7 protein-coding genes, 1 tRNA gene and 2 pseudogenes are annotated in these 13,686 nt (G+C 74.4%); 6 read left to right on the forward strand and 4 right to left on the reverse strand.

The features are described from left to right. Positions 1-185: 185 nt before the first annotated feature. The 4 genes and pseudogenes from AB0O00_RS17310 to AB0O00_RS17325 all read right to left on the reverse strand — a co-directional run. Positions 186-296 (reverse strand): annotated as a pseudogene (locus AB0O00_RS17310) (chaplin); the annotation flags it as partial. 177 nt (positions 297-473) lie between these two features. Beyond that, positions 474-650 (reverse strand): annotated as a pseudogene (locus AB0O00_RS17315) (chaplin family protein); the annotation flags it as partial. A gap of 364 nt (positions 651-1,014) precedes the next feature. Beyond that, positions 1,015-1,260, reverse strand: a complete 246-nt coding sequence (locus AB0O00_RS17320; protein ID WP_363652601.1) for a chaplin — start codon at positions 1,258-1,260, stop codon at positions 1,015-1,017. A 252-nt stretch (positions 1,261-1,512) separates the two neighbouring features. After that, positions 1,513-2,844, reverse strand: coding sequence for a M20/M25/M40 family metallo-hydrolase (locus AB0O00_RS17325; RefSeq protein ID WP_363652603.1), 1,332 nt, complete (start codon positions 2,842-2,844; stop codon positions 1,513-1,515). A gap of 291 nt (positions 2,845-3,135) precedes the next feature. Between AB0O00_RS17325 and AB0O00_RS17330 the strand changes: the two genes are divergently transcribed. From AB0O00_RS17330 to ngcE, 6 genes are all read left to right on the forward strand, one after another. Continuing rightward, positions 3,136-3,220: transfer RNA gene (locus tag AB0O00_RS17330), tRNA-Leu, on the forward strand. Between the two features lie 218 nt (positions 3,221-3,438). Next, positions 3,439-6,981 (forward strand): BTAD domain-containing putative transcriptional regulator, encoded by a 3,543-nt coding sequence (locus AB0O00_RS17335; RefSeq protein WP_363652605.1) that lies wholly within the window; start codon positions 3,439-3,441, stop codon positions 6,979-6,981. Between the two features lie 278 nt (positions 6,982-7,259). After that, entirely contained in the window at positions 7,260-9,071 is a 1,812-nt protein-coding gene (locus tag AB0O00_RS17340; protein WP_363652607.1) for a condensation domain-containing protein, read from the forward strand. Beyond that, positions 9,068-10,357 carry an MFS transporter gene (locus AB0O00_RS17345; protein WP_363652609.1) on the forward strand — a complete coding sequence of 430 codons (1,290 nt, stop codon included), beginning with the start codon at positions 9,068-9,070 and terminating at the stop codon, positions 10,355-10,357. The genes AB0O00_RS17340 and AB0O00_RS17345 overlap by 4 nt, the downstream gene beginning before the upstream one ends. 12 nt (positions 10,358-10,369) lie before the next feature. After that, the gene (locus tag AB0O00_RS17350; RefSeq protein WP_363652610.1) at positions 10,370-11,401 is read left to right on the forward strand and encodes a LuxR family transcriptional regulator; all 1,032 of its coding nucleotides are present in this window, start codon (positions 10,370-10,372) and stop codon (positions 11,399-11,401) included. 97 nt (positions 11,402-11,498) lie between these two features. Further along, entirely contained in the window at positions 11,499-13,448 is a 1,950-nt protein-coding gene (ngcE, locus tag AB0O00_RS17355) for an N-acetylglucosamine/diacetylchitobiose ABC transporter substrate-binding protein (RefSeq protein ID WP_363652612.1), read from the forward strand. Positions 13,449-13,686 lie beyond the last annotated feature (238 nt).

The following is a 13,686-nucleotide window of genomic DNA, read 5'->3' on the forward strand; positions in this document are numbered from 1 at the left end:
GGCGCACCGGGGGTGGTGCCGGTGGACGAGCCGCCGGTGCGTCCGCTGCCCGGCGTGGTCTCGCCGCCGCCCTGCGGCGGTGTGGTGGACGGGGTGCCGGACGGCGGGGTGGGGTTGTGGCCCTCGGGGCAGTCGTCGGTCGGCTTGGGCGCGGGGGTCGCGGGAGTTGCGACGTTGCCGCAGTCGTTGCCGAAGGCCGGGTTGCCGACGCCGCCGACGTTCACGGAGTTGCCGCAGGCGTTGACCGGGATGTGCACCGGGGCCTGGACGCTGTTGCCGGAGGCCACGCCGGGCGAGTTGGCGGCGGTGCCGGAGGCCGAGGAGCCCGACGCGGAGGAGCCGCGGGTGGCACCGCCGTTGTCGCTGCTGCCGCTGCCGTGGCCGCCCGCGTCGCCGCCCGGGTGCCCGCTCGCGTTGGCGCAGTGGTTCCCGTAGGACGGGTTGAGCGCGCCGATCACGTCGACGGTGTTGCCGCAGGCGTTGATCGGCACCTCGACCGGCACCTGCACCGAGTTGCCCGAGGCTACGCCCGGCGAACCGGCCGCGCCCCCCTGCGCCTCGGCGCCCGCGTAGGCGTAGCCGGCGGTCGAGGCCAGGACACTGCCGGTGGCCACGGCCGTGAGGATCCCCTTCTTGGCTACATTCCTCATGTATTCCCCTGACGTATGACGGATCCGTATGACATATCGAGACGACCTGACGACCTTCGGAATGTCCGAACCTCTGCATGTCCGAAAGTCGGACTTTCCGAATGTCCGGACATCGAGCAAGGTCTTCGACTGCACAGGAGTAAACGAGGCAGTCACGGCGGGGTTGGGCCGAACGCATCAGCTTCACCCGATCGAGTGGACGTGTCCGCTTGCCGTATCCGGTGGACGCCTTGCCGTATCCGGCGAGCGTCCTGCCGTATCCGGCGAGCGTCCTGCCGTGTCCGGCGGGCGTCCGGCCGGCTCCTGAAACGCGAGAACCCCCGGCGGCGGGGAGTCCCGCCGCCGGGGGCCAAGCTTCTGGGCCTTAGAAGTTGGCGCAGTGGTTGCCGAACGCCGGGTTCAGGACGCCGATCACGCTGACGGTGTTGCCGCAGGCGTTGACCGGGACGTGGACCGGGATCTGCACCAGGTTGCCGGAGACCACACCCGGCGAGGCGACCGCAGCACCCTCGGCCGCCGCACCGCCGTGGGCGGACGCGACACCGGCGGCGGCGAGGACCAGCCCACCGGTGGCAGCGGCGACGGCGGCGATCTTCTTGACCTTCATCATTCCTCCTGTATGGACAACGCAACCCGTTCGGCGGGCTGCACAGGGATGAACGAGGGTGTGGCAAACGGGGTACGGAACAGATTTGCCATTCACCCGCAACGGTGAGGTGTCGCACACATGACCATCGCCGAATTCCTTGCAGGATCGTTTCTGTCGATCTCCCTGACCGGGTCCCAAATCATTAGCTCCGACAATGCGGACGGCCCGCCCCCGGATCCCCGGGGACGGGCCGTCGCGACTCCCGTTCCGCGCTCAGCAGGCGTCGATGAACCGGTCCAGCACGCGGACGCCGAACTTCAGGCCGTCCACCGGCACGCGCTCGTCCACGCCGTGGAACATCCCGGCGAAGTCCAGCTCCGGCGGCAGCTGCAGCGGCGCGAAGCCGAAGCAGCGGATCCCGAGGTCCTGGAACGACTTGGCGTCCGTCCCGCCCGACAGGCAGTACGGCACCGCGCGGGCGATCGGGTCCTCCGCGCGCAGCGCCGTCTGCATCGCCTCGACCAGCGCGCCGTCGAAGCTCGTCTCGATCGCCTTGTCCGAGTGCAGGCTCTCGCGCTTGACGCGCGGGCCCAGCACGCTGTCGAGCTCGGCGAGGAACTCCTCCTCGTAGCCGGGCAGGAAGCGCCCGTCCACGTGCGCGCTGGCCTGGCCCGGGATGACGTTCACCTTGTAGCCGGCGCCGAGCATGGTCGGCTGGGCGGTGTTGCGCAGCGTGGTGCCGATCATCTTGGCGATGCCGCCGAGCACCCGCAGCGTCTCGTCCATGTTCTCCGGGTCGAGCTCGACCCCGAGCGCGTCCGACAGCTCGTCCAGGAAGGCCCGGACGGTCTTGGTGATCCGCAGCGGGAACTTGTGCCGGCCGAGCCGGGCGACCGCCTCGCACAGCTCGGTGATCGCGTTGTCGTCGTTCTCCATCGAGCCGTGGCCGGCGCGGCCCTCGACCGTCAGGCGCATCCAGTGCATGCCCTTCTCGGCGGTCTCCACCAGGTAGAGGCGCACCTGGTCGTTGACCGTGAAGGAGAAGCCGCCGACCTCGCCGATGCCCTCGGTCACGCCCTCGAACAGCTCCGGGTGCTTGTCCACCAGGAACCGCGCGCCGTACGTGCCGCCGGCCTCCTCGTCCGCGACGAAGGCCAGCACCAGGTCGCGCGGGGGCTTGCGGCCGGTGCGCAGCCGGTCGCGGACGACCGCGAGGGTCATCGCGTCCATGTCCTTCATGTCGACCGCGCCGCGGCCCCACACGCAGCCGTCCGCGATCTCGCCGCCGAACGGGTCGTACGTCCAGTCGGCGGCGTTCGCCGGGACGACGTCGGTGTGGCCGTGGATCAGCAGGCCCGGGCGGGAACGGTCCTCGCCCTCGATCCGGACGACGGTCGAGGCCCGCCCCTTGGCCGATTCGAAGATCTGCGGTTCGACGCCGAACTCGGCGAGCTGCTCGGCCACGTACTCGGCCGCCTTCCGCTCGCCCGGCCCGGAGCCGTCGCCGTAGTTGCTGGTGTCGATCCGGATCAGATCGCGACAGATCCCGGCGACCTCCGACTCAGCCGTCACCTTCGGCGTCGCCGACTCGCTCCGCTCGCTCACGGTCACTCCTCGTCTCTGGCCCGCACCGGGGCACCAGCGCGCCACCCCCAGGACCTGCACCCGGGCCGTACGAGCACGTCCGCCCATCCTCCCGCAGCCCCTCACCGGGATCCACCCCCCGCACGGGCCCGAAACCCCCTGGTCACACCCCCGCCACACACCCGCCCTTGCCCGCGCCACCACCCCCGCTCCCCCGTCCGGAGCCGTTTTGGGAACGCAAGCCGATCTTTGCTACAGTTACATCTGTCAGCGCGGCCGACGGAAAAACGGAAGCCGCGAAGACGACACCCCGTCCGGGTGGCGGAATGGCAGACGCGCTAGCTTGAGGTGCTAGTGCCCTTTATCGGGCGTGGGGGTTCAAGTCCCCCCTCGGACACAAACGGCGGGCCAGGAGAGATCCTGGCCCGCTTTTTGCTTTTGGCCCGGGGTTTCGGGGTCGTCCGGAAGGACTGTTCCGGGGCCGGGCGGTATCGGCGTTTGACCGGCGGTCAGCTCACAGGGGCATGACATGGACACCCTTGCTCAACGGAATGGTCTAGTCCACACTGGCCGTCGGCCCGGGAGGGGCGGGGGCAGGCGGACGAGGGGGAGGCCATGGGCGGACGGGACGCGGCGCCGGGGCTTCCGTGGGACGGTCCGGAGGCGGGGGGCGAGACCCTGGGCGCGCAGGTGCAGGGGCACCGGCGGCGGGCGGGGCTGAGCCAGGAGGAGACGGCCGCGCGGGCCTCGATCAGCGCCCGGGCGCTGCGCGACATCGAGCGCGACCGCGTCAACCGGCCGCAGGCCGGGACGCTCCAGCGGCTCGCCGCGGCCCTCGGCCTCAGCGGCGCCGACGTCGACCGGCTGCTGACCGCCGCCCGCGCGCGGCCCGCCAGGAACACCGGCCGGCTGCGGTTCCTGATCCTCGGCCCGCTCGTCGTCCAGCGCGACCAGGCGCCGCTGGCCGTCACCAGCCCGATGCAGCGCCGCCTGCTCGGACTGCTCGCCCTCAAGCACCCCGAACCGGCCACCCAGCAGGAGATCACCGAGACCCTGTGGCCCGCCGGCCCGCCCGGTTCGCGGCAGAGCCTCATCCACACGTACGTCAGCCAGGTCCGCCAGCTGCTCGAACCCGCCGCGCCCCGGGCCGGCGCGAAGCCCGCCGTCGCCCGCACCCCCACCGGCTACCTGCTGGAGGCCGCCTGGAGCCAGCGCGACCTCGGGCACTTCGACGAACTCCTCGCCCGCGCCAAGCGCGCGCTCGCCGGGGCGGACCCGGTCCTCGCGTACGAGTCGCTCACGCGCGCCCTGGAGTGGTGGCGCGGGCCCGTGCTCGCGGACGCCGACCCGGCGCTGCGCAACCACCCGGCCGCCGTCGCCGCCAACGAGCAGCGGATCGAGGCCGTCCTGCTGCACGCCGACGCCGCGCTCGGCCTCGGCCGCCCCGAGGACGCCGTGCGCCGGCTGTGGGAGATGGTGCGGGAGGAGCCGCTGCACGAGGGCCTGCACGCCCGGCTCGTCCTCACCCTGGCCAGCTGCGGCGAACAGGCCGCCGCGCTCAAGGTGTTCACCCGCTTCCGCGACCGGCTCGACGAGGAGCTCGGCATCGCGCCCAGCGAGGAACTGCGCGAGGCGCACCTGCGGGTGCTGCGCCAGCAGTTGCCCCGCGCGCGGCGCACCGGGGCGGACGAGCCGTGGACCCGTACGGCTTCCGGCCCGCTGCCCGCCCCCGCCGTGCGACCGGCCCAACTGCCCGCCGAGGCCGGGGCGTACGTCGGCCGCCGCCGCCAACTGCGGGAGCTGGACGGCCTGGTGGCCGCCGACCCGGCCGCGCGGCAGAGGGTGGTGGCCGTGGTGGGCGCGCCGGGCGTCGGGAAGACGGCGCTCGCGATGCACTGGGCGCACGCGCGGCGCGACCACTTCCCCGACGGCCAGCTGTTCGTCGACCTGCGCGGTCACTCCCCCGTGCCCGCGCTGCGCCCCGGCGACGTCCTGGCCCAGTTCCTCCGCGCCCTCGGCGTGCCGCCCGACCGGATGCCCGCCGACGAGGACGAGGCCGTCGCGACGTACCGCACCCTGCTCGCGGACAAGCGGATGCTGATCGTGCTGGACAACGCCCGCGACCCCGAGCAGGTCCGCCCGCTGATCCCCGGCGCGCAGGGCTGCGGCGTCGTCATCACCAGCCGCACCCGGATGGCCGGGCTGGTCGTCAGCGACGGCGCCCGGCAGCTCGTCCTCGACGTGCTCGGCCCGAGCGACGCCCTGCGGCTGCTCGCGCACACCGCGGGCGCCGAGCGGGTCGCCGACGAGGAGGAGGCGGCGCGGGCGCTGGTCCAGCTGTGCGGCATGCTGCCGCTCGCGATCCGGATCGCCGCCGCCAACCTGCACGCCCGCAACACCGGCATCGCCGCGTACTGCACCGAGCTCGCCGGCGACGACCTGCTCAGCCGACTGCGCGTCGAGGGCGACCGGCACGCGACCATCAAGGCCGCCTTCGACCTCTCCCACCGCGCCCTGCCCGAACCGGCCCGGCGGATGTTCCGGCTGCTCAGCCTGATGCCCGGGGCGGACGTCACCGTCCACGGCGCCGCCGCCCTCGCGGACACCACCTCGGCCGAGGCCGCGCTGCTCATGCACCGGCTGACCTACGCCCACCTCGTGCAGGAGCGCTCGGCCGGCCGGTTCGGCCTGCACGACCTGCTGCGCTCGTACGCCCGCGAGCTCGTCGCCGGCGACGAGGTGCACGGCGCCCGGGAGCGGCTCTTCGAGTGGTACCTGCGCCACGCCGAGGCCGCGGCCCGGCTGCTCGACCCGACCAGGCCGGCGGCCGGGCCGGGACCGGCCGGCGCCACGCTCGTCCCGGACCGCGGCCAGGCCGCCGCCTGGCTCGACGCCGAACGGGACAGCCTGGTCGGCGCCGTCCTGCACGCCGCGCACTCCGGCTTCCCGACCGTCGCCTGGCGGCTCGCCGAGAGCCTGCACGGCTACCTCTCCCGCGGCATGTACACCGCCCAGCGGCTGCGCGTCGCCACCGCGGGGCTCGCCGCCGCCGTCACCGACGGCCGGGTCCGCGCCCAGGCCACCGCGCAGCTGCAACGCGCCGACTGCCACTGGACGCTGGGCAACAACACGCTCGCCGTCACCCTCTTCGGCAAGGCCCTCGACCTCGCCGGGCAGGCCGAGTGGCCGGCCGGACAGGCCATGGCGCTGCGCCGGATCGGCGCCGCCCACCAGGAGAACGGCAGCATGCGCCTGGCCTCCGACTACCTCTCCCGGGCCCGCGAACTGACCGAACGCGCCGGCGGGGCGGGCACCGCCGACGACCTCACCGAGCTCGGCCTGATCTGCTGGAAGCTCGGCCGCCTGCCGGAGGCCGCCGACCACTTCACGCACGCCGCCCGGCTCTTCCGCGACCTCGGCTCCGTGCGCGGCGAGGCGATCGCCCACACCAACCTCGGCATCGCCCACCGCGCCATGGGCCGCTCCCGGGAGGCGATCCGGGTGGCCGGCGCGGCGCTGGCCGTCCACGAGGCCACCGGCAACCGGACCAGCGAGACCGTCGCCCTGAGCTGCCTCTCGCGCGCCCACTCCGACCTCGGCGACCACGACACCGGCCGCCGGCTCGCCGAGACCGCCCTCGCCGCCGCGCGGGCGCTCGGCGACCGGCGGCTGGAGGCGAACGCCGCCTTCGCCCTCGCGATCGCGCTGGAACGGGCCGGGCGGCTGCCCGAGGCCGCCGAGAGCTACCGGCAGGCGCTGCACCTCGCCGAGGTGGTCGACGACCGCTTCCCGCAGGTGTCCGCGCTCGTCGGCCTGGCGACCGTCCAACAGCGGCTCGGCGAACCGCAGTTCGCCCTGATCACCGCGCAGCAGGCGCTCGGCCTGGCCCGCGAGTCGGAGTTCCGGCTGCTGGAGGCCTGCGCGCTCGACGTGCTCGCCCACGTCCGCGTGCTGCTCGGCGACCCGCGCACGGGCGCGGACCTGGCCACCGACGCACTCGCGCTGCACCGGGAGACCGGCCACCGGCCCGGCGAGGCGCGCAGCCACCAGGTGCTCGCCCAGGCGCACGCGGCGCTCGGCGTGCCGGCGGAGGCCCTCGCGCACCGGCGTGCGGCGGAGCGGATCGGCGCGGAGACGGGGACCGGCGCCGTCGACTGACCGCGGGCGGGGTCGCCTGGCGGGGTCGCGTGGCGGAAGGGACCGTCGACCCGCCCCCGGAACAACTGCTCCGGAAGTTGCGGCGACTTCTTCCGGTCGCCCCGCCGACATCCGTCGGTCACACGGATTCGCGGAGCTCAGGCCCCGTACGCGGCCCCCGGCCGACCGGAAGTTCCGTCCGCACGGCCTCTGGTGCGACTACAGCCGGTCCAACAGGCGCCCTCCGTACCGTGATCCGGAACCCCCCACACGACCGCCGCGATCCATGAGGTGACACGTTGCCACAGCTCACGGTCGACTTCGCCGGGCCCCACCCCGCACGGTCGGGCCCCCTCTCGTTCGGTCACGCCAACATCGTCCGTGCGATCGGCATCGACGACGACCCCACGCGCCTGAACCTGGCCATGGTCTTCGGCGTCCCCGCCGACGGCGGCCGGGACCGGATCGCCGCCCAGCTGCGCACCCTGCTGGAGCGCCACGAGTCGCTGCGCACCACCTACGTCCTCACCACCCCGCCCACCCAGCGGGTCGCCGCCGCGGGCACGTTCGCGGTCGAGCTGGTCGAGGCGCAGGACGGCGACCCCCTGGCGACGGCCGAGCGCACCGCCCGCCGGCTGCGCGCCCGCCCCTTCGACCTGGAGTCCGAACTCCCCTTCCGCGCCGCCGTGGTGACCACGGACGGCGTTCCGCGACAGCTCGTCTGGGTGGTCACCCACGCCGCCATGGACGTCGCCGCGTGCGAGGTGCTGCACGCCGAGTGGGCCGCGCTGTGCGCCGGCCGCCCGCTGCCGCAGCCGCCCGCGCTGGAGCCCGTCGACGTCGTCGGGCTGGAGCGCTCGCCGTCCGTCCAGCGGATCGGCGCGGGCGCCGTGCAGTACTGGGGCGCCCAGATCGGCCGGGTGCCGCAGGCCGTGTTCCCGCCGCCCACCGGCACCCCGGCCAAGACCGACTGGCTGCACCGCGGCCTCGCCGTCCACTCCCCGGCCGCCCCCGCGCAGCTCGCGGCCGTCGCCGAGCGGACCGGCGCCAGCGCCTCCACGGTCGTGCTCGCGGCCCTCGCCGTGCTCGTCGGCCACCGCGCCGGGCACGACACCGTCGCGGTCACCTCGCTCGCCGGCAACCGCGTCGTCCCCAAGCTGCGCGGCTTCTTCGGCTCGCTCGCGCAGGACGCGCTGCTGCCGGTCGACCTCGACGGGCTCACCGGCTTCGACGACGTCGTCCGCCGGGTGCAGGCGGCCGGGCTGCCCGCGTACCGGCACAGCTGGTTCGACCCGACGGCGGTCTGGCGGGCGATCGAGGCGGCGAGCACCGAACGCGGCATCTCCTTCGCCCGCGACTTCGTCTTCAACGACATGAGCGCGCTGGCCGCCGCGGCCGGCTCCCCCGACGAGTCCGCGCGCGGGCGGCTGCCCGGCGTGTGGATCCCCGGCCACCAGGAGCCGCCCGCGCCGGAACCGGGACTCGGCGGCAGCGTCGGGTGGGTGCCCGCCGAGGACGTCCCCTGCCGCTTCTTCGCGTGCCTGTACCGGCTCACCGGGGAGTTCGAGCTGACCCTGTGGCTCGACCCGCAGACCCTGCCCGAGGCCGAGGCCGAGGAGTTCGGGCGCGCGCTGCTGCGCCTGTTCGCGGCCGCCGCCGAGGAGGACGTGGCGCTAGAGGAGCTGCCCTCGCTCACCACGCTCGCGCCGGTCGAGCGCGGCGCCGGCTGGTACCTCAGCGACCGCTCCTGGGTCGAGCTCGCCGCCGTCCGGGCCCTGCTCTCCGAGGTGCTGGCCGACGCCCCACACCTCACCGGCACCCCACACCCCACCGGCACCCCGCACCTCACCGGCACCCCACACCTCGTCACCGCCGAACCGGACGGCGAGCTCGGCCACCGGCTGGTGTGCCACCTCGCCGGGCCGGCCGACCCGCGGGACGTCCAGCGGCGCGCCCTGGCCGCGCTCCCCGGGCGGGTCGGCGCCATCACGCCGCACCGCTACGTGGTGCACGACGGCGCCCCGGCCCGTACGGACGACCTGCGGGCCTGGGCCGAGCACCCGGTGCTGTCCGACTCCTCCGGCCGACCCGCGGAAGGCGACCTGACGTGAGCGCCACCAACACCAGTGCCGACGAGGCGAGTTCGACCGGCACGGGCGCCGAGGACGCCGGCGCTCCCGGCGCGGCCCTGTGGTCCGTCAACTTCCGCCTCTACTTCGGCGCCCGCACCGGCTCGCTGCTCGGCGACGCCATGCTGCCGGTCGCCCTGTCCGTCGGTGTGCTGGACAGCGGCTACGGCACCGCCGGGGTCGGCTACGCGCTGGGCGCGTGGATGGCCGCGCTCGCCATGGGCGTGCTGTTCGGCGGCGTGCTCGCCGACCGGTTCACGCCGCGCCGGATGATGGTCCTGGCCGACCTCGTGCGCCTCGGCATCCAGGGCGCGCTCGCCGTCGCGTTCGCGCTCGGCACGCCGTCGCTGGCCGCGGTCGTCGCGCTGCAGTTCGCGAGCGGCCTGGCCACCGCGCTGTTCCAGCCCGGGGTGGCCGGGCTCGTCCCGCAGGTCGCCCGGGACGTCCAGCGGGCCAACGGCGCGCTGCGGATCGCCGAGTCGCTGGCCGGGGTGGCCGGACCGGCCCTGGCCGGGGTGCTCGTCGGCTTCTCCGGGCCCGCCGTCGTGTTCGCCATCTACGCGGCGACGTACGGGATCAGCGCGGCCTGCCTGTTCGCGCTGCGCCTGCCGCCGCGCGGGGGCGAGCCGGCCGGGGAGTCGTTCCTGCGCCAACTGGTCGACGGCTGGCAGGAGTTCCGGGCCCGCGCGTGGCTGTGGGGCGTCATCTCGGTCTTCCTGCTGTACGGCTGCTTCGTGGCCGGCCTCTCGCTGCCGGTCGGGACGAACCTCGTCGTCGCCGCCCACGGCTCCACCGTCCTCGGCACCGGCCTCGCCGCCATGGGCGTCGGCGGGCTGGCGGGCGGCGCGGTGGCGATGCGGCTGCGCCCGGCCCGTCCGCTCGCGTTCGGCACCATCGGGTGGGTGCTGTTCGCGCTCTACCCGCTGACCGCGGCGATCCGGCCCGACGTCATCGTGCTGTGCGTCGGCTGGGGTCTGGCCGGGGCCGGTCTGGCGCTGTGGTCGGTCCTCTGGGCGACCACCGTGCAGACGAAGATCCCCGGCGACCTGCTCAACCGGGTCTACGCGTACGACGTGGCCGGCTCGCTGCTGTCGATGGCGCTCGGCCGCGCGCTGGCCGGGCCGATCGCCCGCCTGACCGGGGAGCGGACGCTGATGTTCGCGTCCTTCGGCGTCGGGCTGGCCTGCAGCGCCGTCCTGCTCGCGGCGCCGGCCGTCCGCAGGCTGCGCGCCGCCGGCCCGGGCGACGGACGACCGGACGAGGACTGAGTGGAGGCGATCATGGCACACGCGGTACCGACCGTACGACAGGACTCCGCGAGACACCCCGGCGAGCCGGACCAGTTCGCGGTCTGGCTCTACGAACGGGCGCTCGGCCGCCCGCACTTCACCCCCGCCGGGATCGCCGCCGAGCTCGGCGTCCCGCTCCCCCGGGTCCAGCGGGCACTCGACGAACTGCGCGAACTGCGGCTGGTGAAGCCGGCCGAGGACGGCGGGAGGCTGCTGATCGCGGTCAGCCCCGACACCGCCCAGGTCGAGCTCCTGGTGCCGCTGGAGCGGGCGATCCACGACCAGCGGCGCCGGCTCGCCGGCTTCAAGGGCCAACTGCGCTCGTTCGCCGCCGCGTTCGACAAGCAGGCCAAGGCCCGCACGGAGAGCGTGGTGATCACCGACGACCCGCAGGAGCTCCGGCTGCGGCTCCTGGACGCGGCCCAGCGCTGCACCGAGGAGCTGCTGGTCATGCAGCCCTGCGTCGCGCAGGAGACGGCCGAACTGCGGCTCGCCCGGCCGCTCGTGCTGGAGGCGTTGCAGCGCGGCGTCCGGGCCCGGGTGCTCTACCCGCACACCGCCCGCGGCGACGCCGGGACGCGGGCCCACATCGGCGCGCTGATGGCGGTCGGCGGGCAGGCCCGCACCACCAAGGAGGTGCACGACCGCTTCCTGGTGTTCGACCGGCAGGTCGCGTTCATCCCGGCCGGCGAGGGCGACGCGATCGCGGTCGTGTACGACGGCGCGGTGGCCGCCTTCCTCGGCGGGCTGCACGAGCGGTTCTGGGCCTCGGCCTTCGAGTTCGACTCCGCGGCGGGCGGCTACGCCGGGACGATCGAGGAGGTGAAGGCGACCATCCTCGAACTGCTGGCCTCCGGCGCCAAGGACGACGTGATCGCGCGGCGGGTGGCGATGTCCGACCGGACCTTCCGCCGCCACCTGGCCGCGATCATGCAGGACCTCTCCGCCACCAGCCGGTTCCAGGCCGGCGTGCTGGCGGCCCGGACCGGGCTGGTCGGCCCGACGCCGAGGAACGCCGCCTGATCCGGCGGGCCGCGCGAGCGCGATCGCGAGCGCCGCGCAGAGCCGCCCTCGGGGCCGGCCCCGGCGGCCGGACGGACCCTCCAATGAAAGGAAACCGATGTCGACTGCCCTCCAACACCACCTGTTCGCCTCCGACGACGGCGGCAACGACCTGCCGTACGTCCTGTCGCTGCCGGACGGCTACGACGACGCGGCCGAGCCCTGGCCGCTGCTGCTGTTCCTGCACGGCGCCTCGGAGCGCGGCGAGGACCTGGCCGGCATCGCCGCGCACGGCCCGCTCAAGCAGATCGAGGCCGGCGCGGACCTGCCGTTCGTCGTCGTCGCGCCGCAGTGCCCCTCGTACAGCACGTGGGCGGCCGAGCTGAGCGCGCTGGCCGCCCTGGTCCGGGAGGTGACCGGCGCCCACCGGGTGGACCCGGACCGGCTGTACGTCACCGGGCTCAGCATGGGCGGCACGGGGACGTGGGCGCTCACCGCCCGCTACCCGGGCCGGTTCGCGGCCGCGGTGCCGATCTGCGGCTCCTGGCTCCCGGAGGCCGCGCCGCGGATCGCCGGCCTGCCGGTGTGGACCTTCCACGGCGCCGAGGACCGCAACATCCCGGTCTCGCACACCGAGAAGATCGTCGCCGCGCTGCGCGAGGCGGGCAACCCGGTCCGCTTCACCCGCTACCCGGACACCGGGCACGACTCCTGGACCCGGACGTACGACGACCCGGAGGTCTACGCCTGGCTGCTCGCCCAGTCCCGGTCCGCCGGAGGGGAGCGGACCGGGCGGGCGAACCCGCTCGGCGTGGACCCGGCGGCACCGCTGGACGTACTGGTCTTCGACGGCGGCTTCGGCGACGGCTACGTCCTGGACGCCGAGGAGCGATACCGCAAGGCGTTCCCGGCGGCGGAGGTCGGGCACACCGCCGCCGCGGAGATCCGGCCGCTGCTCGCGCCGCGCCTCGCCGACGGAACCCCGCCGGACCTCGTGGACAACACCGGACCGGCCTCGGTGGCCACCGCCGAACTGGCCGCCGCGGGCCAACTGACCGACTTGCGCCCGCTGTTGGCCGCACCGGCCTACGACGAGCCGGACCGGACCGTCGCCGATACGCTCGTCCCGGCGGCGATCGCCAAGGGCCGGTTCGGCGGCGAGGAGGTCTGGGCACTCAACCACGCGTACACGGTGTTCGGCCTCTGGTACTCCAAGTCGACGCTGGCGAAGCACGGTTGGGAGTACCCGCGGACCTGGGACGAGATGCTCACCCTGTGCGCGAAGGCCAAACGCGAGGGCATCGCGGGCTGGACGTTCCCCGGCAAGTACCCCTTCTACCTCCAGTGGACGCTGTACCCGTTCATCGCCAAGATCGGCGGCCCCGAGGTGCTGCGGGCCATCGACAACCTGGAGCCGAACGCCTGGCACCACGAGGCCGTCCGGCAGGCCTTCGAGGCGTACCACGAACTCGCCGTCCGGGGTTACCTGTTGGAGGGCACCGCCGACCTCGACCACCTCCAGGCGCAGGCCGCGTGGACGGCCGGGAAGGCACTGTTCGTCCCCAACGGCTCCTGGGTGGAGAACGAGGCCAAGGACACCACGCCGCCCGGCTTCGACATGGCCGTGGCCCCGCCCCCCGGGCTCGGCGCCGGCGACCGGATGCCGTTCGGGACGATCTGGGCGGCGGCCGGCAGCGCGTTCGTCGTCCCACGGGCCGCCCGCAACCCGCAGGGCGGCCAGGAGCTGCTGCGCATCCTGCTCGGCCGCACCTCGGCGCGGGAGTTCACCCGCCGGGTGTCCTCGCTGACCGTGGTCGGCGAGGCGGCGGACGACCTGGAGCTGCCGCCCGGCCTCGCCTCCGCCCGCGAGCTGCTCAAGGCCGCCGGCGAGCACATCGTGGCGCCCCGCACGGACTGGTACCAGGACCTCAACCGCGAGGTGATCGCCGGCTACATCGGCGAACTGACGACCGGTCGGCTGAAGCCCGCCGAGGCCGTCCGGCTGATCCAGCAGGCGGCGGACCGGACCGCGCAGGACGGTTCCGTCACGAAGTACCGGCACCCCTGAGACTTCCGTTCCCCCCTCTCGGGGATCCGGTCGCTGGCCGAATTCGGCTGCCGGTTCCGGGTGTTGAGAAAGGTCTGCACCAATCCATAGCCTCGAACCACCAAATACCTGGAAAAGCCGTCTCCCGTTTCGAAGGGAACCGTCATGAGCGCCACCGGAATCGACAAGGTCCGCGACTGGATCCTCGGCCGCCACCCCGGCCGCACCGAACTCGCCCTCGACGTCAACATCATCGAGA

It is taken from the genome of Kitasatospora sp. NPDC093558, assembly GCF_040683475.1.
Classification (GTDB): Bacteria; Actinomycetota; Actinomycetes; order Streptomycetales; family Streptomycetaceae; genus Kitasatospora.